The sequence below is a fragment of the Streptomyces sp. CA189 genome (assembly GCF_056428985.1).
This window is the reverse complement of sequence record NZ_JBWJVM010000002.1, coordinates 108,959-128,952: the sequence shown is the minus strand read 5'-3', so window position 1 is coordinate 128,952 and position 19,994 is coordinate 108,959. Positions and strand designations below refer to the sequence as shown.

The following is a 19,994-nucleotide window of genomic DNA, read 5'->3' as shown; positions in this document are numbered from 1 at the left end:
CCTCATTGTGCGCCGAGGAGGACCACTTCCAGGGTGCGCGGGCCGTGCACGCCCTCCACCCGGTCGAGTTCGATGTCGCTGGTGGCGGAGGGGCCCGAGATCCAGGTCAGGGGACGGGTGGGGTCCAGCAGCGGCAGCGCGCGGGGGACGGAGTCCACCACCTGGCCGGGGACCCGGACCACGCAGATGTGGTGGTCCGGGACGAGCGTGATCCGGCGCCGTCCCTGCTCCGGACCGCCGTCGAGGACGATCGTGCCGGTCTCGGCGATCGCCAGGGCGCAGCCCGTCACCACACTGTCCACCGCGTCCAGTTCGTACGGGGTGGAGGCCGCCAGGTCATGGATCCGCGTCGGGTCGGCCGCCGCGAGCCAGTGCGGCGGCAGCCCGGGCGGTACGAGCACCGAGGACGCGCCCCGTTCGGCGAGGAGGCGGGCCAGCAGCCCGGCGAGGCCGTCCTCGTCGACCCGGTGGACCTTCGCCCGGTACTCCGCGAGGTTCGCGGCGAGCAGGTCGGCGGTCTCGGCCGGGGTGCGGGCGCCGTGGACCGGGAGGTAGTCCCGGGGGATCTCGGCGTCCGGGCGCGGCTCGGGCAGGGCCCGGCGGATGCGGGCCAGGATGAGCTCCTTGGCGCTCACGGGCGTGCCTCCTTCTCGCGCGCCGCCCACCAGTCGCGGAACGAGCGCTCCGGGAGCTCGGGCAGCTCCCGGCTGTCCGTCCAGGCCCGCCCGGGCCCCGGCAGCCGGCGCGGCCGCAGCCGGCGGGCGCGGGCCAGCAGCCGCTCCCCGGCGCGCAGTGCGCCGGGACGGTCGAGGAGGAGCCGGGCGGCCCGCATGGCGGCCCGTTCGGCGGTGTGGCCGTCGGCGGGGCGGATCCGGACCCGGATGCCCTCGCGGGTCACCGGGCCGCCCTGGACCACGCGTTCGCGGAGGTGGACCAGTACCTCGGGGATGTCGATGGCGACCGGGCAGACCTCGTAGCAGGCCCCGCACAGGGTGGAGGCGTAGGGCAGGGTGGCGTCGATCTCGCTCCCGGTGCCCCGGAGCTGGGGGCTGAGGATGGCGCCGATCGGGCCGGGGTAGACGGAGCCGTAGGCGTGTCCGCCGGCGCGCTCGTACACCGGGCAGACGTTGAGGCAGGCGGAGCAGCGGATGCAGCGCAGGGCCTGGCGGCCCACCTCGTCGGCGAGGGTGTCGGTGCGGCCGTTGTCGAGGAGGACGAGGTGGAAGACGGAGGGGCCGTCGCCGTCGGCCCCTTTCGACGGCCCCAGCCCGGTCCACATGGTCGTGTACGGGTTCATCCGCTCGGCCGTCGAGGAACGGGGCAGCGTCTGGAGGAAGATCTCCAGGTCCCGGAAGGTCGGGACCACCTTCTCGATGCCGACCACGGAGATCAGGGTCTCGGGCAGCGTCAGGCACATCCGGCCGTTGCCCTCGGACTCGAAGACGACCAGGGTGCCGGTCTCGGCGACCATGAAGTTGGCGCCGGACACGGCGACTTTGGCGCGCAGGAACTTCTCGCGCAGGTGCAGCCGGGCGGCTTCGGCGAGCTCGCGCGGGTCGTCGCCCAGTCCCTCGGGGGCCGGACGGCCCCAGCCGCCCATCTCCGCGGCGAAGATGTCGCGGATCTCGCCGCGGTTGCGGTGGATGGCCGGGACGAGGATGTGGGAGGGCCGGTCGTGGCCGAGCTGGACGATGAGTTCGGCGAGGTCGGTCTCGTACGCGGCGATCCCGGCCGCCTCCAGGGCCTCGTTGAGGCCGATCTCCTGGGTGGCCATGGACTTGACCTTGACGACTTCCCGTTCCCCGGTGGCCCTGACCAGGTCCGTCACGATGCGGTTGGCCTCGTCGGCGTCGGCCGCCCAGTGGACGGTGCCGCCCGCGGCGGTGACGGACGCCTCCAGTTGGAGCAGGTAGCGGTCGAGATGTGCCAGCGTGTGGTCCTTGACCGCCTTGCCGGCCGCGCGCAGCCGGTCCCAGTCCTCCAGTTCGGCGACGGCCCGCGCCCGCTTGTCGCGGATGGTGTGCGTGGCGTGGCGGAGGTTGGCGCGCAGCACCTCGTCCCCCACGGCCTCGCGGGCCGCGTCGGGGAAGGCTGGCATGCCCAGGTACGTGCCCGTCATGTGAGGGGTTCCTCTTCCGTCGCGGCCAGGATCTCGGCGAGGTGCAGGGCCCGCAGCGGGGCGCCCTGGCGCCGCAGGATGCCGTCCAGGTGGGCGAGGCAGGAGTTGTCGGCCCCGCACAGCACCTCGGCGCCCGTGGACACCGCGTGGGCGGTCTTGTCGGTGCCCATCGCGGCGGATACGTCGGGGTTCTTGACGGCGAAGGTCCCGCCGAAGCCGCAGCACTCCTCGGCGCCCGGCAGTTCGCGCAGTTCCAGGCCGCGTACGGCGGCCAGCAGCCGCCGGGGCCGGTCGCCGAGTCCGAGGCCCCGCAGGCCGTGGCAGGACGGGTGGTAGGTGACGGTGTGCGGGAAGTACGCGCCCACGTCCGTCACCCCGAGGACGTCGACCAGGAACTCGGTGAGCTCGTACACGCGCGGTACGAGGCCTTCGGCGAGCGCGGCCAGCCCCGGGCCGCGCCCCTCCGCCTCGGCCGCCCGCCCGATCCGGGGGTAGTGGGAGCGGATCATGGCGGCACAGGAGCCCGAGGGGGTGACCACGTACGCGTGGCCGGCGAAGGCCTCGGCGGTGCGGCGGACCAGCGGTTCGGCCTCGCGCCGGTAGCCGGTGTTGTACTGCGGCTGCCCGCAGCAGCTCTGCGCGGCGGGGAAGTCCACGGTGACCCCGAGCCGCTCCAGGAGGCGGACGACGGCGATGCCCGTCCGCGGGTAGAGCGCGTCGTTGACGCAGGTGACGAACAGGGCGACGCGCATGACGGGCAGAATAGCCCGGTGAAGAAGTTCTCAGTGATCGGCATAGGCGCGGGCGACCCGGACCACCTGACCCTCCAGGCGGTCAAGGCGATCGGCGCGGCGGACGCATTCCTCATCCTGGAGAAGGGCGAGGAGAAGGCGGATCTGACCGGGCTGCGGCGCGCGATGCTCGACGCGCACGCCCGCCCCGGACACCGGCTGGTGGAGGGCCGCGATCCCGACCGCGACCGGACGCCCTCCGACTACACCCCCACGGTGGACGGCTGGCGCAGCGCGCGGGCCGAGCTCTTCGAGCGGTTCATCGCCGAGGACCTGGCGGAGGGGGAGACGGGCGCGTTCCTCGTGTGGGGCGACCCCTCGCTCTACGACTCCACCCTCGCGATCCTCGACGAGGTGCTGGAGAAGGGCCGGGTCGCCTTCGAGCACGAGGTGGTGCCCGGCATCAGCAGCATCTCCTCGCTGCTGGCCCGCCACCGCACCAACCTCAACCGGGTGGGCCGTCCGGTCCAGATCACCACCGGGCGCCGGCTCGCGGAGGGCTGGCCGGCCGATGTGGACGACGTGGTGGTGATGCTGGACGCCCGGCACGCCTTCACGGCCCACCTCGACCAGGACCTGTACATCTACTGGGGTGCGTACGTGGGCACCCCCGACGAGATCCTGGTCTCGGGGAAGCTGGCGGAGGTCGCCGGCCGGATCGAGGAGCTGCGCACCGAGGCCCGCGCCCGCAAGGGCTGGATCATGGACACGTACCTGCTCCGGCGCGGCTAGGCCGTCTACTGGCGGAGGTAGGCGGGCAGTACCTCGGCGAGCCGTTCGTACTCCTCGGCCCGGTTGTAGATCTGCCCGCTCACCCGGATCCCGCCGCCGCCCGGCCAGGGCCAGATCAGGACCCGGATCCGCTGCTCGGCCGCGATCCGCTCGCGCAGTGCCTGGGCAGCGTCCGGGGTCTCGGCCACCCCGGGCGGCAGCCGCAGCGTGCGCAGGGCGAGGCCCTCGGTGTGCGGGAGCGGGGCGATCCCGGGGATCTCGCCGAGCAGGGCCGCGCCGTAGGCGGCCAGGGCGCTGTTGTGGGCCCGTACCTTGCCGGGGTCGAGCTCTTCCAGCAGGTCGAGCCCGTACGGGGCGGCGAGCCAGCCGGTGTAGTCGAAGGTGGCGCGGTTCTCCACGGAGCGTGGGAAGCCGTAGTGCGCCTCCCAGGAGGGCACCGGCGGCCGGACCCGGTCGCGGTGGTGCGGGGCGACGGACAGCAGCGCGGTGCCGGACGGGGCGTAGGCCCACTTGTGGAGGTTGCCGAACCAGAAGTCGGCGCCCCCGCCCAGGGGGTCGGGGATCATGCCGGGAGCGTGGGCGCCGTCCACGATGGTGGTGATGCCCCGCTCGGCGAGTTCGGCGAGCAGCCGCGGCGAGGCGATGAGCCGGGCGGTGGGCGAGCTGATGTGGTCGAGTACGGCGACCCGGGTCCGCGGGGTGACCCCGGCCAGCACGGTCTCCCGTACGGCGTCCTCGTCGGGGAGGTCGGTGCCCAGGGCCACGGTGGTGAGCGGGGCGCGCCGGGCGGCGGCCGCGACGACCGTGCCGTAGCCGTGGTCGGTGACCAGGATCTCGTCGCCGGCGGCGAACTCCACGGCGTCGAGGGCCACGTTGGCGGCCTCGGTGGCGTTGGACACGAAGGCGAGCCCGTCCGGGTCCGCGCCGAGCCGGGCGGCGATCCGGGTCCGGGCCTCGACGAGCCGGTCGGCGACGCCGACGAAGAAGGCGTCGGGGTCGGCGTGCGCCTGGGCCCGGAGGGCGGCCTGCGCCTCCTGCACGGGGAGGGGCACCGCGCCGAACGACCCGTGGTTCAGGTGGCCGACCTCGGGCGAGAGCCGGAACAGCTCCCGCCCGCCCGGGAATTCGGCGGGGCGGCGTACGGACCCGCCGCGTGCGGCGGCCGCGGCCTGCCCGGCGGCGTCTGCGGGGTCGACGCGGTCGGTGCGGTCGGTGCGGTCGGCGCGGTCGGTCGGCTCGGCGGAGTGGGTCACGTAGGGCCTCCGTGGGTGCGGCTCGGCTGTCGGCCCGATCATGCCCCGCCGCCAACCGGAGCGACAGCCCCTCCTACGGCCATCGAGGCGCTCAGGCCGCCGGTGGGCGCACGGCCTGGCGGTGGGTGGGCCGTGCGCCCAGGTCCGCGAGCCAGGCGTCCAGCTCTGCCAGGGCGGGCGGGCCCAGGAGGGCCGGGTCCACCGTGGTGCGGAGCTGGTGGGGCACCCCCGAGGCGAGCAGGAGGCGCAGGCTGCGCTCCGCCGAGGCGGCCGCGTGGCCGATGCCGGTGACCCGCTCGTAGCGGCCGGGCGGAGCCTTGACGTCGAAGCCGACCCAGTCGAGCAGGCCCGCGTCCAGCAGCCGGGCCAGGCGCCGGGGGAAGGCTCCCCCGGTGTGCAGGCCGACCTCCAGGCCCAGCGCGCGGGCCTCCCGTACGGCCTGCGGCAGACCGCGCTGGAGCAGCGGCTCCCCGCCCGAGAAGACGATCCCGTCGAGCAGCCCCGTACGGCGGGCGAGGTGGCCGAGCACCTCGTCCCAGGAGACGGCGGCGGGGGCCCGGGCGGGCAGCAGGCCGGGGTTGTGGCAGTAGCCGCAGCGCCAGGGGCAGCCCTGGCAGAAGACGGTGGTGACCAGCCGGCCGGGCCAGTCGCAGGTGGACATCCGGGACCAGCCGCCGATGCGGACGACCTCGGGCGGGGTCGCGGCACCGGTCTCGGCGGCGGCGCTCACACCGCGGCCTTGAAGTGGACGCGCTCGGCGTGTTCGCCCTTCTTGCCGATGTTGAAGGAGGACACCGGGCGGTGGTAACCCATGACCCGGGTCCACACCTCGCACGCCGCCCCGCACGTGGGGCACTCGGGTTGCTCTCCCGCCAGGTAGCCGTGGTCCGCGCAGATGGAGAAGGTCGGGGTCACCGTCAGGTACGGCAGCCGGAAGGTCTCCAGCGAGCGGCGGACCAGCTTGCGGCAGGCCTCCGCCGTCGGGATCCGCTCGGGGGTGTACAGGTGCAGGACGGTGCCGCCCGTGTACTTGCCCTGCAGTTCGTCCTGGCGCTCCAGCGCCTCGAAGGGGTCGTCGGTCCAGCCGACCGGAAGCTGCGAGGAGTTGGTGTAGTACGGGTTGGCGTCGGTGCCGGCCTGGAGGATGCCGGGGAAGCGGGCCCGGTCCTCCTTCGCGAAGCGGTACGTGGTGCCCTCGGCCGGGGTGGCCTCCAGGTTGTAGAGGTGGCCGGTGCTCTCCTGGAAGTCGACCATCCGGGCCCGGACCCGGTCCAGGAGGCGGACCGCGAGGGCGTGGCCCTCGGGCGCGGTGATGTCGTGGGCGTCCCCGCTGAAGTTGCGGACCATCTCGTTGACGCCGTTGACGCCGATGGTGGAGAAGTGGTTGCGCAGGGTGCCCAAGTACCGCTTGGTGTACGGGAAGAGACCGCCGTCGATCAGGTCCTGGACGGTGATCCGCTTGAGTTCGAGGCTGTCCTTGGCGAGCTCGCACAGCCGGTCCACCTCGGCCATCAGCCGTGGCTCGTCACCCGAGCAAAGGTGCCCGAGGCGGGCGCAGTTGAGGGTGACCACGCCGAGCGAGCCGGTCTGCTCGGCGCTGCCGAAGAGGCCGTTGCCGCGTTTGAGGAGCTCGGTCAGGTCGAGCTGGAGCCGGCAGCACATGGAGCGGATCATGTTCGGTTCGAGCTCGGAGTTGATGAAGTTCTGGAAGTACGGGAGCCCGTACTTGGCGGTCATCGCGAAGAGCCGCTCGGCGTTCTCGCTCTCCCAGGGGAAGTCCCGGGTGATGTTGTAGGTCGGGATGGGGAAGGTGAACACCCGCCCGGTGGCGTCGCCTTCCGTCATCACCTCCAGGTACGCCCGGTTGATCAGGTCCATCTCGGCCTGGAGCTCGCCGTAGGTGAATCCGGTCTCCTCCCCCGCGACCACCGGGATCTGCTCGCGCAGGTCCTCGGGGCAGGTCCAGTCGAAGGTGAGGTTGGTGAAGGGGGTCTGGGTGCCCCAGCGCGAGGGCACGTTCAGGTTGTGCACCAGCTCCTGGACGCACTGCCTGACCTGGTCATAGCTCATCGCGTCGAGGCGGACGTAGGGGGCGAGGTAGGTGTCGAAGGAGGAGAAGGCCTGGGCGCCCGCCCATTCGTTCTGCAGGGTGCCGAGGAAGTTCACGATCTGGCCCACGGCCGAGGACAGGTGCCTGGGCGGGGCGGAGTCGATCTGTCCGGGTACCCCGTTGAAGCCCTCGGTCAGCAGGGTGCGCAGGGACCAGCCGGCGCAGTAGCCGGAGAGCATGTCCAGGTCGTGGATGTGGAAGTCGCCGTCGCGGTGGGCGCGCGCCACGGCGGCGGGATAGACCTGTTCCAGCCAGTAGTTGGCGGTGACCTTGCCGGCGGCGTTGAGGATGAGTCCGCCGAGCGAATATCCCTGGTTGGCGTTGGCGTTCACCCGCCAGTCCCGGCGGTCCAGGTATTCGGTCACGGTCTCTACGGCATTGACGACAGCAGTCACGGCAGCCCTCCCACGGGGCTCGGCACGGAAGAATGGCGGGCCCTTTTCACAGCCCATGCCGGCAGGTGTCGGACTCGTCCGCCGTGGCGGACTCACCGTTGCGGGGCAGTCCCGGATTCCCACCGGGTTCCCTGTTGCCTCGGTCGGGGAGAGGCCCCGCCGAACCGGCAGGGCCAACACTACATATAGATGCGACAGCAGAGTGCCACCACTACATATGGGGTGACGAAGGTCCCGAACCAAGGGATTTCAGCCCCTGCGGACTTCAGCCTCTGCGGACTCAGCTCCGGCCGCTGGTGGCCGCGTAGTACTGGAGGTCCTGGACCTCCACCGCGCGGTCCACCCGGTAGCGCAGCTCCACCCGGGCCCCGGCCCCGCCGTCCCGCACCACGGCCGCGGACCCGGCGCCCGGACTCAGGGGCAGCAGCTCGGAGTGGACCCCGGCCGGGGCCGCGTGCGTGTCCCGCGCCGCCCCCACGGCCGTACGGATGCTCGCGGGCGCGGTCAGGAAGCTCAGCACCTCCACCGTGTCCCGGGCCGCGGCGCTGCCGCCCCGCAGCGACATCACGAGGGACTGGCCGCCGCTCGGGGCGGCGGCGGCGAACTGGGTGCGCGAGCTCAGGTACAGCGTGTCCCGGACGATCTTCGGCCAGCCGCCCGTCTTGAACCGGGTGAGGTAGTACGAGGAAAGGTCCAGGTAGGCGTGGCCGTTGTGCAGGGAGGGCGCGAACTGGCTGCCCTCGCTGTAGTCGTTCCAGGTGGTGAGCTGGACCCAGTCGGCCCCGTCCTCGATGGCACGGTTCCACGTGGCGCGCAGGGTCGCGGTGTTGCCCGCCTCGTCGTAGACGCCCTGGTTGGGCCGGGCGTCCTGGACCGATACGGGCTGCATCCAGATCTTGCCGGCGGCGTGGGCGCGCCGTACGTCGCGCGTGGAGCTCTCCTGGCCGACGTAGCTGCGGCTGCCCCACTCGGAGAATCCGTGGCTGATGGGCTCGAACTCGCCGCTGTGCGCGCCGAAGTCGAGGAAGAGCGGAACGAAGGCGGTGCGGATGCCGTGCCGGGACTTCAGGTCGTCGATGACCCGGGTCCACCAGGCGACGCTCTTCTGCTCCGCCTTGAACGGCGAGACGACCAGCCGCCCGTCGGGGAGCCGGTGGGCGGCCGGGGCCCTGCCGAGGTCCGCGAGGAGGTCGGCGAGCACGCGCGGGTCGTCGGTGTCCAGAGAGGTCATGTCCGGCATCAGCATGACCTTGAAGGCCGGGTCCACCGAACGGGCGGCCTCCATCAGCAGCTTGCAGCGTTCGAGGTTCTTCCCGGAGAGGGAGAGCAGGTCGAGGGTGAAGCCGTCGATGCCGGCGGCGCGGGCGGTGCGGACCTCCTGCTGGAGGTTGGCGAGCTCCCAGCCCCCGGCCTTGGGCTGGACGGGCGGCGGCCGGTCGCGCAGCAGGCCGCCGTAGCGCCGGTGCTTGCCGTTCTCGCCGTCGGGCTTCAGGTAGTTGCGGGTGTAGTAGTCGGCGTCGGGGCTCGCGTTGTCGAGGGAGAGCGGGTACGGGGTGAAGTAGTGGGCGAAGACCAGCTTCTCGCCGGCGGCTCCGGAGCGCAGGGCGGCCGGCTGGGGCAGGTCGAACGGCAGGGCTCCGGTGGGGCGGGCCCCTCCGTCCGTACCGGACCCCTGGGCCTTCGGGTCCGGGACCTTCCCGTCCGGGCTCTGCGGGGCGGTGGTGCCCGGTCCGGTGGCAGTGGGGCCGGTGGCGACGGGCGCGGGGCTGTCGCCGAGGTTACCGGGCAGGACGCCGGCCGGGCCCGGTGCCGGGCGGACCCGCGCGTCGGCGACGGTACGGGGTTCCCAGGCGATCCCCGTCGCGGCGCAGACGCCCACGAGGAGGAAGGCGGACAGGAGGAGGCTCAGCAGGGGTCTTCGACGCCGGAAGCCCGCACGGCGCCGGTGCGACGCGGGTCTCGCGCCCCGCCCTGCCCGACGCCGGTCCGCACTCATCCTGACCCCTCCCCCGAATATGCCCGCGCCATGCCCGCGTCTCGGGCCGCACAGCAGCAGTACAGCGGATTCCGGGCCCCCGGACAACCGTTCCCCGGGGGACGGGACGGGGCGGCGGGGCTACCGTAGTGGGGCGGGTCCACGTCGTGCCGGGCGTTGCGGTCGGTGTCGAACTCGGGGTGGGCGTAGGTGTGGTCGCCGTCGCCGACCTCCCGCGTGCGTTCTTCGGACCGACGAGGTCGAGCGCGACGCCGTGCGCCCGCGGGCGTTTCCGGAGGCGGTACCGCCAGGTCCAGTCACCGCCGGCGCCGCGGTTGGACAAAGGCATGTGACCTGTACAACTGCTGCGATCACCGGGCGGCACGGGCATTTCACCGGAATGGGGAATTCCCCTGGCCTTTCGAAGAAAGTGGCGCATAATCGTCTTCATGCGGCTTGAAACGACCCTCTTGCCGCGAATGGTCACGCATGTTGGGGGGCATCGTGCCGATGAGGGATTCCAGAGGCGCCGGTACGTTCCCGGCGACCTCCACAGAGCTGTCCCGTCTTTTCACCGCCGTGCGGCGGGGCAAGGTACTGACCGTCACCGGACGGTTCCGCGAGCCCAGGAGCCTGTTGGTGCGGGAGATCGGGCAACGGCTCGCGTCCAATTTCTACGACGGCGTCGCCGTGGTCTCCATGGACCAGCGGTTCGGGGTCCGCGACCTGACGGCCGCGCTGGGCTGCGTACCGGGCATGCCGTTCCTGCCGTGCGGGACGTCGAACGCGGCATCGTGGCTGGCCGAGCGCGACATGCTGCTCGTCCTCGACGGCTGCGAGCATCTCGCGTCCGAAGCCCTGGACTGGCTGCGCGAGCTGCTCGCCGTGGCTCCCGGGCTGCGGATCCTGGCCGCCGGGCGCGACCCGCTGGCCTTCGCACCGGAACACGTGCACCCGCTCTGACCGGGCGCGGAAACGGGTCCGCCCCGGTCGGCGACTGCCGACCGGGGCGGACCCGTGGAAGCGGTGGGCCTCAGCCCTGCGGGACCTCAGCCCCGGCGGACTTCAGCCCTCGCGGGCGTCAGCCGAGGAGCGCGAGCGCCGCGTTCAGCGTCGCGGACGGCCGCATGATCGCCGAGGCCTTGGCGGCGTCGGGCTGGTAGTAGCCGCCGATCTCCGCCGGGGCGCCCTGCACGGCGATGAGCTCGCCGACGATCTTCTCCTCGGACTCGGCCAGCGTCTTGGCGAGCGGGTCGAACGCCGCGGCCAGCTTCGGGTCCTCGGTCTGCCGCGACAGCTCCTGCGCCCAGTACAGGGCGAGGTAGAAGTGGCTGCCGCGGTTGTCGATGCCGCCCAGCTTGCGGCTCGGCGACTTGTCCTCGTTGAGGAAGGTGCCCGTCGCCCGGTCCAGGGTGTCGGCCAGCACCTGGGCGCGGGCGTTGCCGGTGGTGGTGGCGAGGTGCTCGAAGGAGACGGCCAGCGCGAGGAACTCACCGAGGGAGTCCCAGCGCAGGTAGTTCTCCTTGACGAGCTGCTGGACGTGCTTCGGGGCGGAGCCGCCGGCGCCGGTCTCGAAGAGGCCGCCGCCGTTCATCAGCGGGACGACCGAGAGCATCTTGGCGCTGGTGCCCAGCTCCAGGATCGGGAACAGGTCGGTCAGGTAGTCGCGCAGCACGTTGCCGGTCACCGAGATGGTGTCCTCGCCGCGGCGGATGCGCTCCAGGGAGTACGCGGTGGCCTCGACCGGCGACAGGATCTCGATGGTCAGACCGTCGGTGTCGTGGTCGGCCAGGTACGTCTTGACCTTGGCGATCAGCTGCGCGTCGTGCGCACGGCCCTCGTCGAGCCAGAAGACGGCCGGGACGCCGGTGGCGCGGGCGCGGGTGACGGCGAGCTTGACCCAGTCCTGGATCGGCGCGTCCTTGGTCTGGCAGGCGCGGAAGATGTCGCCGGCGGCGACCTCCTGCTCCAGGACCGTGGCACCGGAGGCGTCGACGACGCGGACGGTGCCGGCGGCGGCCAGCTCGAAGGTCTTGTCGTGGCTGCCGTACTCCTCGGCCTTCTGGGCCATGAGGCCGACGTTCGGCACCGAGCCCATCGTGGACGGGTTGTACGCGCCGTGCGCGCGGCAGTCGTCGATGACGACCTGGTAGACACCGGCGTAGCTGCTGTCCGGGAGGACCGCCAGGGTGTCGGCCTCGGCGCCGTCCGGGCCCCACATGTGGCCGGAGGTGCGGATCATGGCCGGCATCGAGGCGTCGACGATGACGTCGGACGGAACGTGCAGGTTGGTGATGCCCTTGTCGGAGTCGACCATCGCGAGGGCCGGGCCCTCGGCGATCTCGGCGTCGAAGGAGGCCTTGATCGCGTCGGCGTCGGGCAGCGCGCCCAGGCCGTTCAGGATGGTGCCGAGGCCGTCGTTCGGGGACAGGCCGGCGGCCGCCAGGGCCTCGCCGTGGCGGGCGAAGGTCTTCGGGAAGAAGGCGCGGACCACGTGGCCGAAGACGATCGGGTCGGAGACCTTCATCATCGTGGCCTTGAGGTGCACGGAGAACAGGACGTCCTCGGCCTTGGCGCGCTCGATCTGGTCGTTCAGGAAGGTGCGCAGCGCGTCGACGTGCAGGACGGACGCGTCCACGACCTCGCCCGCGAGGACCGGTACGGAGTCGCGCAGCACCGTGACGGCGCCGTCGGCGTCGACGTGCTCGATGCGCAGCGTGCCGGCCTCGGCGATCACGGCGGACTTCTCGGTGGAGCGGAAGTCGTTCTCGCCCATGGTGGCGACGTTCGTCTTCGACTCGCTGGTCCAGGCGCCCATGCGGTGCGGGTGCGCCTTGGCGTAGTTCTTGACCGAGGCGGGGGCGCGGCGGTCGGAGTTGCCCTCGCGCAGGACCGGGTTGACGGCGCTGCCCTTGATCTTGTCGTAACGGGCGCGGTTCTCGCGCTCCTCGTCGCTCTTCGGGTCGTCCGGGTAGTCCGGAAGCGCGTAGCCCTGGCCCTGGAGCTCGGCGACCGCCGCCTTGAGCTGCGGGATCGACGCCGAGACGTTGGGCAGCTTGATGATGTTGGCGCCCGGGGTCTTCGCCAGTTCGCCGAGTTCGGCGAGGGCGTCCGCGATCCGCTGGCCCTCTTCCAGGTACTCGGGGAAGCTGGCGATGATCCGACCTGCCAGGGAGATGTCACGGGTCTCGACATTCACACCGGCCGTCGACGCGTACGCCTGGATGACAGGCAGGAAGGAATACGTCGCGAGGGCCGGGGCCTCGTCAGTGTGCGTGTAGATGATGGTCGAGTCAGTCACCGGATGCTCCGCTCCACAGTCTGCGTCTCTCGTCTGCAACATTGCTCGACATCAAGATATCTCGTGATCGGGCCGGTCTGGACAGCCCCCGGGGGCAAGCCCGTGGGAGACGCGCGTCACGCTCGGTGGCCGGGACCGTCGGGACCGCCGGACCCGGCCCGGAACGGCGAGAGCGCCGCCACCGGCTGCTTTCAGCCAGGGCGACGCTCAGGCGCTACCGGTTACGGACCCGCTCAGGCGTGCACGGCCTTCGGGCTCGGGCCGTACTGGTTCGGGTTCGGGTCGCCCTCGGTCGCCATCAGGACGATCGCCCAGATCCAGCCGACGAAGGGGATGATGCCGACCAGCACCCACCAGCCGGACTTGCCCTGGTCGTGGAGGCGACGGACGCCCACCGCGAGCGAGGGGAGGAAGAGGCCGAGCGCGAGGAGCGCATACAGCAGCGGGTAGGTGCTGAGCGTGAGGTCGACGATCATGACGACGATCAGCAGCGCCACGTAGATGAGCGTGTACATCCAGTATTCCTGGCGCCGGGCACGGCCGTTGAAGTCGGCGTACCGCTTGACCACATCGGTGAAGTAGTGCATGGGTCCCCCTGAGGATGACGTTCCGGCCCACCCGGACGGAGCAAGCCGGGGCAGAACTTATGCCCCGCTTACGTCGCGGTCAAGCCAGTTCACTGGGCAGCAAAATGGTCACTTTTCAGCACTCGATGGCCTAAACACACGGGTACCGGCCGCAGCTTGAGCCTCATCGACGCCAAATATTCACCGACCGTGACGGAATGAGCTGACGGAAGTCTTACGGCAGGCGTGGGAACCCCCGACCGCCGCCCGCATTCCGTAGCGTCCCGGTCATGCGCGTACTCGTCACCGGCGGATCCGGGTTCATCGGCTCCCACATCGTTACCTCTCTGCGCCTTCGGGGCCACGACCCCCTCGTCCTGGACCTCGTCCCCCCGCCGGACGGCGGCGAGTTCGTACGGGCCGACGTCCGCGACCCCGAGGCCGTGCGCACCGCCCTGCGCGGGGTGGACTCCGTCTGCCATCAGGCCGCGATGGTCGGGCTCGGCAAGGACTTCGCGGACGCCCCCGCGTACGTCTCCCACAACGACCTCGGCACGGCGGTGCTGCTGGCCGCGATGGCCGACGGCGGGGTCCGGGACCTGGTCCTCGCCGGCTCGATGGTGGTCTACGGGGAGGGCCGGTACGAGTGCCCGCGCCACGGGGTGGTCCGCCCGGGCCCGCGCCGCGCCGCGGACCTGACCGCCGGCCACTTCGAACCGCGCTGCCCCGACTGCGACTCGGAGCTGGCGCCGGGGCTGGTCGCGGAGGACGCGCCGACGGATCCGCGCAACGTGTACGCGACCACGAAGCTGGCCCAGGAGCACCTGGCGGCCTCCTGGGCGCGGTGCGTGGACGGCCGGGCGGTGTCGCTGCGCTACCACAACGTGTACGGCCCGGGGATGCCGCGCGACACCCCGTACGCGGGGGTGGCCTCCTTCTTCCGCTCCTCGCTGGCGCGCGGCGAGGCCCCGCAGGTGTACGAGGACGGCGGCCAGCGGCGGGACTTCGTCCACGTGACGGACGTCGCGGAGGCCAACGCCCTGGCCCTGGAGGCCTCGACGCCGCTCGGCGTGTGCACCGCGTACAACACCGGCAGCGGAACCCCGCACACGGTGGGCGAGATGGCCACCGCCCTGGCCACGGCCCACGGCGGCCCCGCCCCCGTCGTCACCGGCGAGTTCCGCCTGGGCGACGTCCGCCACATCACGGCCGACTCCCACCGCCTGCGCACGGACCTGGGCTGGCGCCCCGACGTCGACTTCACGAAGGGCATGACGGACTTCGCGCACGCCACCCAACGCCCCGCTCCCTGACCCGACCCCCTCGCCCGCATCCAGCCCCTTCGGGCCCGCGCATCCAGGCTGACGCCGGCCAAATCCAGCCCCGCCGGCGTTTGAGGCGCGGGGGTCCGGGGGCCGGCCCTCGGCAACGGCGCCGCGCCCGCCCACGACGGGAAGCACCACCGGCCCGGCCGGCCCGGGCTCAGGCCGGCACCGGCAGGGTCACCTCGAAGCGGCACCCCCCGGGAACGTTCCGCACCGCCGCCCGCCCCGCGTGCGCCTCGACGATGCCCCGTACGATCGCCAGCCCCAGCCCCGCCCCAGCCGGAGGCGCCGGCACCGATGCCACCCCCGCCGGCGGCGTCCGCGCCGGGATGCCCCGCCACCCCGTGTCGAAGACCCGCGGCAGGTCCTCCGCCGGGATCCCGCCGCAGCCGTCCGTCACGGAGACCACCACCGCGCCCCCGTCCGCCCGGACAGAGGCCGCGATCGCCACCGTGCCGTCCGTCGGCGTGTGCCGGATCGCGTTGATCAGCAGGTTGGCCAGGACCCGCGTCATCTCCTTGCCGTCCACCTCCACCGGCACCCGGTCCACCGCACCGCCGTCGAGCCGCACCCCGCGCTCCCGCGCCAGCGGGTGCACCCCGGACAGCGCGTCGCCGACCAGGTCGTACACGGACATCCGGCTCGGGCTCAGCGCCAGCGCCCCCGCGTGGATGCGGGACAGTTCGAAGAGGTCCCCGACCATGGAGTTCAGCCGGTCCACCTCGGTGCGGATCTGCCGGTGGTACCGCGCCGGATCCTCCGCCATGCCGTCCTCCAGCGCTTCGGACATCGCCCGGAGCCCCGCCAGCGGGGTCCGCAGATCGTGCGAGATCCAGGCCACCAGCTCGCGCCGCGAGGTCTCCAACGCCCGCTCCCGCTGCCTGGACACTGCTAGCTTCTCGCTCGTCGCCGCCAACTCCCTTGACAGCGAGGCCAGTTCGGCGGTCGCCAGCCCGGGTGGCGCCGCGAAGCTGCCGCCGTCACCGAAGTCCCGTGCGGCCCGTGACAGTTCCCGGCTCCGGGCCACCACCCACCGGCCCAGCAGCAGCGCCACGGCCAGTGAGACCACCGCCGCCATCGCCACGACCAGGGTGACCACCCCGAGGTCGTGCCGGGAGAGGAACATCGCCTGGGCCACTGCGAGCGTCCCGGCCAGCATCGCGGTGACCGTCACGGCGGCGATCACCGCCAGGGACACCGCCACCGACCGGTGCCGCACCAGCCTCAGCACGACCGCGCCGAGCGCCCCCGCGCACACCGCCCCGCCGAACGCGAACAGCGCGATGAGCAGTATGTCCTTCACGCCGCGGCCGCCTCGCCCGGTTCGAAGCGGTAGCCGACGCCCCACACCGTCTGGATCAGCTTCGGCCGCCCCGGGTCCTCCTCGACCTTGGCGCGCAGGCGGCGTACGTGCACCGTCACCGTCGACAGGTCCCCGAAGTCCCAGCCCCACACCTCGCGCATCAGCTCCTCCCGCCCGTGCGCCTGCCCGGGATGCCGGAGGAAGTGTGCGAGCAGGTCGAACTCGCGGACGGTGAGGGCCAGTTCGCGTCCGTTCTTGGCGGCCCGGTGGGTGGCCGGATCGAGCGTGATCCCGGCCCCCGTGAGCCGGGGCTCCGCAGCGCCCGCCCCCGTGGCGGCCGCGGCCCCGGCGGCGGCCGCGCGCCGCAGCACGGAGGTGACCCGCAGGACCAGCTCGCGCGGGCTGAACGGTTTCGTGACGTAGTCGTCGGCGCCCAGTTCCAGTCCCGCGATCCGGTCGTCCTCGTCGCCCCGCGCGGTCAGCATGATCACGGGCACCGGGCCCGTCGCACGGAGCCTGCGGCAGACCTCCAGCCCGTCCAGACCTGGCAGCATGAGGTCCAGTACGACCAGGTCCGGCCGGATCAGCCCGGCGCGGGTGAGGGCCGCCGGGCCGTCGGCGACGCTCTCCACCGTGTAGCCGGCCCGCCTCAGGTAGCCGGTGACGACCTCCGCCACCGTCGGGTCGTCGTCGACGACCAGGATCCGCGCGGGCGCGGGTTCCGCACCGCCACCGCCACCGCCATCGCCTCTGCTGCTCATACCGGCCAGCTTCCCACCCACGGGCGCCCGCCCGGACCCCGGACCGCGTCCATGGGGGCGACGTCCGCGTTTCGTAAGGAGTCCACGGCCCTTTTGCGGGGCCCCGGTTCCTACGGTGAAACCGTGAGCGAAACCGTGACGGTAGACGTCGTACTTCCCTGTCTGAACGAGGCCGAGGCCCTGCCCTGGGTCCTCGCGCGCATCCCGGCCGGCTGGCGGGCCCTGGTCGTGGACAACGGTTCCACCGACGGCTCCGCCGAGCTCGCGCGGGAGCTCGGCGCGACCGTGGTCACCGAGTCCCGGCGCGGCTTCGGCGCCGCCTGCCATGCCGGGCTGCTCGCCGCGGAGGCGGAGGTCGTCTGCTTCTGCGACTGCGACGCCTCGATGGACCCCGGGCTGCTGACCGGCTTCGTGGCGGCCGTCGCCGCGGGCGAGGCCGATCTGGTGCTCGGCCGGCGCCGTCCGCAGGGCCGCGGCGCCTGGCCCGCGCACGCCCGGGCCGGGAACCTGGCGCTGGCCCGGCTGCTGCGCCGGCGGACCGGGCTGCGGCTGCGCGATCTGGGCCCGATGCGGGCCGCGCGGCGGGAGGGCCTGCTCGGGCTGGACCTGTCGGACCGGCGCTCCGGCTACCCGCTGCAGATGGTGGTCCGGGCCGCGGACGCGGGCTGGCGGATCCGGGAGGTGGACGTGCCCTACCTGCCGCGCTCGGGGAAGTCGAAGGTGACGGGCACCTGGCGGGGCACCTGGCAGGCGGTGCGCGACATGAGCCGGGTGCTGGCCCAGCCGACCGGCGATCGGGCGGCCGGCGATCGGCCGGCCGGCCGGGCCGGTGCGGACGCGCCCTCCGGCGGTGCGCCCTCCGGCGGTGCGCGATGAGCACGACCACGCTGCTGGTGATCGCGAAGGAGCCGGTCCCGGGCCGGGTCAAGACCCGGCTCACCCCACCGTTCACCCCGGCCGAGGCGGCCGCGCTGGCCGAGGCCGCGCTCGCCGACACCCTCGCCGCCGTGGCCGCGGCCCCCGCGCGGCGCCGGGTCCTGGTCCTGGAGGGCCGGCCCGGACCGTGGCTGCCGCCCGGCTTCGAGGTGGTCCCGCAGTGCGCCGGGAGCCTGGACCTGCGGCTCGCCGCCGCGTTCGCGGCCTGCAGCGGGCCTGCACTGCTGATCGGCATGGACACCCCGCAGGTCACGCCGGAGCTGCTGGACGTCGACTGGTCGGCGTACGGGGCCTGGTTCGGGCCCGCCGTCGACGGCGGGTTCTGGGCGCTCGGGCTGGCCGTCCCGGACCCGGCGCTGCTGCGCGGCGTACCGATGTCCGTCCCCGAGACGGGTGCGGTCCAGTACGAACGGCTGCGCGCGGCCGGGCTGCGCACCGGCCGGCTCCCCCTCCTGCGCGACGTCGACACCGCCGAGGACGCCCGCCTGGTCGCCGCCGGGGCCCCGGCGGGCGCCTTCGCCGCGCGCCTGGCGGGCATCACCCGGCCGGTCCTGCGATGACCACGCTCACCTCGGGCGGGGCCCGGGCCGGCGGCCCGGTCACCGCCTGGTCGGCCGATCCGTACACGGTGGCCCTGCGCCGCGGCCGGGGGCCGCTCTACCTGCGGCGGGGCGACGGATGGCTGCTCCCGCTGGACGTGGAGCGCTGGTGCGAGGCTCCGGACGGCGCCGACCGGACGGTGCTGGGCCGCTGCCGGGGCGCCGTCCTCGACATCGGCTGCGGCCCCGGCCGGCTGGTGGCCGCGCTCGCCGCCCGGGGGCACCGGGCCCTGGGCATCGACGTCAGCCCGGAGGCGGTGGCCCGGACCGCCCGCGCGGGCGGCGCCGCCCTGCACCGGTCGGTCTTCGACTCCCTCCCGGGGGAAGGCCGTTGGGACACGGCACTGCTCATCGACGGGAACATCGGCATCGGCGGGGACCCCGCCGCGCTGCTGCGCCGGACCGCCGAGCTGCTCGCGGTGACCGGCTCGCTGATCGTGGAGTGCGCGCAGGCGGAGGCCGGGGCCGACGTGGACGAACGCTGCGAGGTCCGGGTGGCCGACGGCAGCGGCGGCCTCGGGGCGCCGTTCCCCTGGGCCCGCGTCGGCCCGGCTGCCCTGGCCCGGCACGCGGCGGCCGCGGACTGGGCCCCGGCCGGGCACTGGACGGCGGCGGGCCGGTCCTTCACCGTACTGACGCGCGGGGCCGCAGCCCCGTAGGCCGGGGGGCGGCGGCCGGTCCCCCGGCGCCGGGGCGCTGTCAGTGCAGGCCGCCGTACGCGGCCATGACGATCTCCATGCCGCGGTTGTCCTCCTGCCGGTCCCGGTCGGCCATCTGGTTCATGACGTAGGCCACCACCGTCATCCGTGCGTCGGGGTTGCTCACGACCAGCGAGCCGCCCCAGCCGAAGGTGTTGCCGAACTTCCCGAAGCCCGCCGTCCAGGACATCGGCGTCCCCAGAACGCGGTCCACGCCGCCGAACACCTCCTGCCACGCGGGCTCGCACCCCTGGGGGGACAGCAGTCGCACACCGCCGGAGGTTCCCCCGTTCGCCAGTACCGACTGGACCAGGGCGACGGAGCGGGCGTTGCCGAAGCCGTTCACCGCGGGGATCTGCGCACGGCGCCAGGCCGGGGAGTTGGCGTCCCTGACCCGGACGGCGACGCCCGCGTTCTCCCGGCGGGCGCCGTCCGGTCCGGGCGGCGCGCTGGCGGCGTACTCGTCGGTCGATGACGGCGGCGCGATGAGCGGTGCGACGCGGTGATCGTGCTCCTCGGAGAGCCCGATGTGGAAATCCGCGCCCAGCGGCCCGGCCACCTCCTCCGTGAAGAACTCGCCGAGGGTGCGGCCGGTGACGCGGCGGACGATCTCCCCGACGAGGTACCCGAAGGTGAGCGCGTGATAGCCGGCGGCCGTTCCCGGTTCCCAGGCGGGCGCCTGCGCGGCCAGCCCCGCCGTCACGCCCTCCCAGTCGTAGAGCTCCTCGACCGCCTTCAGCCCGGCCGGATCCGGCAGCCCGGCGGTGTGCGACAGTACGTGCCGCACCAGCACGCCTTCCTTGCCCGCCGCGGCGAACTCGGGCCAGTAGGCGGCGACCGGCGCGGACAGGTCGAGCCGGCCCCGGTCGGCCAGGATCAGCGCGCACAGGGCCGTCATGTTCTTGGTCGTCGAGTTCACGCCGGTGAGGGTGTCGCGCTCCCACCGGACGGACCGGTCCGCGTCGGCGTACCCGCCCCAGAGGTCGGCCACCGGCTCGCCCTCGATGTAGACGGCCGCCGAGGCACCCACGTCTTCCTTGGCCAGCAACCCGGCAAGTGCCTCGTGGACCGCGCCGAACCGCGGCTCGCAATATCCCTTAATGTCGTTCATGGACGTAAGCCTCGGGCAA

The 19,994-nt window shown here is 73.2% G+C and carries 18 protein-coding genes and 1 riboswitch; of the genes, 6 read left to right on the top strand and 12 right to left on the bottom strand.

Annotated elements, in window-relative coordinates:
- Window positions 1-2: 2 nt before the first annotated feature.
- From AC061S_RS02845 to AC061S_RS02835, 3 genes are read right to left on the bottom strand one after another with little or no spacing between them, the layout of a single operon-like run.
- Entirely contained in the window at window positions 3-635 is a 633-nt protein-coding gene (locus tag AC061S_RS02845) for a LutC/YkgG family protein (protein ID WP_478684198.1), read from the bottom strand.
- On the bottom strand, window positions 632-2,119 hold the full coding sequence (locus tag AC061S_RS02840) for a lactate utilization protein B (RefSeq protein ID WP_478684197.1): 1,488 nt from the start codon (window positions 2,117-2,119) through the stop codon (window positions 632-634). Before AC061S_RS02840 ends, AC061S_RS02845 begins: the two co-directional genes overlap by 4 nt.
- Entirely contained in the window at window positions 2,116-2,871 is a 756-nt protein-coding gene (locus AC061S_RS02835) for a (Fe-S)-binding protein (protein ID WP_478684196.1), read from the bottom strand. The genes AC061S_RS02840 and AC061S_RS02835 overlap by 4 nt, the downstream gene beginning before the upstream one ends.
- An 18-nt stretch (window positions 2,872-2,889) precedes the next feature.
- On the opposite strand from AC061S_RS02835, the gene cobF reads away from it, so the two are divergent.
- A complete protein-coding gene (gene cobF, locus AC061S_RS02830; protein WP_478684195.1) occupies window positions 2,890-3,642 on the top strand; it encodes a precorrin-6A synthase (deacetylating) in 753 nt (250 codons plus the stop codon).
- 5 nt (window positions 3,643-3,647) lie between these two features.
- On the opposite strand, the gene AC061S_RS02825 is transcribed toward cobF, so the two are convergent.
- The 4 genes from AC061S_RS02825 to AC061S_RS02810 form a co-directional block, all read right to left on the bottom strand.
- Entirely contained in the window at window positions 3,648-4,895 is a 1,248-nt protein-coding gene (locus AC061S_RS02825) for an aminotransferase class V-fold PLP-dependent enzyme (protein ID WP_478684194.1), read from the bottom strand.
- Window positions 4,896-4,986: 91 nt separating this feature from the next.
- A complete protein-coding gene (locus AC061S_RS02820; protein WP_478684193.1) occupies window positions 4,987-5,625 on the bottom strand; it encodes an anaerobic ribonucleoside-triphosphate reductase activating protein in 639 nt (212 codons plus the stop codon).
- Window positions 5,622-7,400 carry a ribonucleoside triphosphate reductase gene (locus tag AC061S_RS02815; protein ID WP_478684192.1) on the bottom strand — a complete coding sequence of 593 codons (1,779 nt, stop codon included), beginning with the start codon at window positions 7,398-7,400 and terminating at the stop codon, window positions 5,622-5,624. The genes AC061S_RS02820 and AC061S_RS02815 overlap by 4 nt, the downstream gene beginning before the upstream one ends.
- 43 nt (window positions 7,401-7,443) lie before the next feature.
- Window positions 7,444-7,584: riboswitch (cobalamin riboswitch) on the bottom strand.
- A 96-nt stretch (window positions 7,585-7,680) separates the two neighbouring features.
- Window positions 7,681-9,396 carry a glycoside hydrolase family 71 protein gene (locus AC061S_RS02810; RefSeq protein WP_478684191.1) on the bottom strand — a complete coding sequence of 572 codons (1,716 nt, stop codon included), beginning with the start codon at window positions 9,394-9,396 and terminating at the stop codon, window positions 7,681-7,683.
- A gap of 489 nt (window positions 9,397-9,885) precedes the next feature.
- Here AC061S_RS02810 and AC061S_RS02805 point away from each other — a divergent pair, with 489 nt between their 5' ends.
- Window positions 9,886-10,338, top strand: coding sequence for a hypothetical protein (locus AC061S_RS02805; RefSeq protein WP_478684190.1), 453 nt, complete (start codon window positions 9,886-9,888; stop codon window positions 10,336-10,338).
- Between the two features lie 118 nt (window positions 10,339-10,456).
- Here AC061S_RS02805 and AC061S_RS02800 read toward each other — a convergent pair whose 3' ends face one another.
- Both AC061S_RS02800 and AC061S_RS02795 read right to left on the bottom strand, forming a co-directional pair.
- Window positions 10,457-12,676 (bottom strand): NADP-dependent isocitrate dehydrogenase, encoded by a 2,220-nt coding sequence (locus AC061S_RS02800; RefSeq protein WP_478684189.1) that lies wholly within the window; start codon window positions 12,674-12,676, stop codon window positions 10,457-10,459.
- Between the two features lie 233 nt (window positions 12,677-12,909).
- Complete coding sequence (locus tag AC061S_RS02795) at window positions 12,910-13,263, bottom strand: DUF805 domain-containing protein (RefSeq protein ID WP_478684188.1); 354 nt, start codon at window positions 13,261-13,263, stop codon at window positions 12,910-12,912.
- Between the two features lie 269 nt (window positions 13,264-13,532).
- Here AC061S_RS02795 and AC061S_RS02790 point away from each other — a divergent pair, with 269 nt between their 5' ends.
- Window positions 13,533-14,555, top strand: coding sequence for an NAD-dependent epimerase/dehydratase family protein (locus AC061S_RS02790; RefSeq protein WP_478684187.1), 1,023 nt, complete (start codon window positions 13,533-13,535; stop codon window positions 14,553-14,555).
- Between the two features lie 169 nt (window positions 14,556-14,724).
- Here the strand turns inward: AC061S_RS02790 and AC061S_RS02785 are convergent, their stop codons facing one another.
- Window positions 14,725-15,870, bottom strand: a complete 1,146-nt coding sequence (locus tag AC061S_RS02785; protein ID WP_478684186.1) for a sensor histidine kinase — start codon at window positions 15,868-15,870, stop codon at window positions 14,725-14,727.
- Window positions 15,867-16,631: a response regulator gene (locus AC061S_RS02780; RefSeq protein WP_478684185.1), complete on the bottom strand. Its 765-nt coding sequence runs from the start codon at window positions 16,629-16,631 to the stop codon at window positions 15,867-15,869. The genes AC061S_RS02785 and AC061S_RS02780 overlap by 4 nt, the downstream gene beginning before the upstream one ends.
- A 123-nt stretch (window positions 16,632-16,754) precedes the next feature.
- Here AC061S_RS02780 and AC061S_RS02775 point away from each other — a divergent pair, with 123 nt between their 5' ends.
- The 3 genes from AC061S_RS02775 to AC061S_RS02765 are packed head-to-tail and all read left to right on the top strand — an operon-like array spanning window position 16,755 to window position 18,825.
- Window positions 16,755-17,507, top strand: a complete 753-nt coding sequence (locus tag AC061S_RS02775; protein ID WP_478684184.1) for a glycosyltransferase family 2 protein — start codon at window positions 16,755-16,757, stop codon at window positions 17,505-17,507.
- A complete protein-coding gene (locus AC061S_RS02770; RefSeq protein WP_478684183.1) occupies window positions 17,504-18,127 on the top strand; it encodes a TIGR04282 family arsenosugar biosynthesis glycosyltransferase in 624 nt (207 codons plus the stop codon). The genes AC061S_RS02775 and AC061S_RS02770 overlap by 4 nt, the downstream gene beginning before the upstream one ends.
- Window positions 18,124-18,825, top strand: a complete 702-nt coding sequence (locus AC061S_RS02765) for a class I SAM-dependent methyltransferase (protein WP_478684182.1) — start codon at window positions 18,124-18,126, stop codon at window positions 18,823-18,825. Before AC061S_RS02770 ends, AC061S_RS02765 begins: the two co-directional genes overlap by 4 nt.
- Before the next feature lie 40 nt (window positions 18,826-18,865).
- On the opposite strand, the gene AC061S_RS02760 is transcribed toward AC061S_RS02765, so the two are convergent.
- Complete coding sequence (locus AC061S_RS02760; protein WP_478684181.1) at window positions 18,866-19,975, bottom strand: serine hydrolase domain-containing protein; 1,110 nt, start codon at window positions 19,973-19,975, stop codon at window positions 18,866-18,868.
- Between the last annotated feature and the right edge of the window lie 19 nt (window positions 19,976-19,994).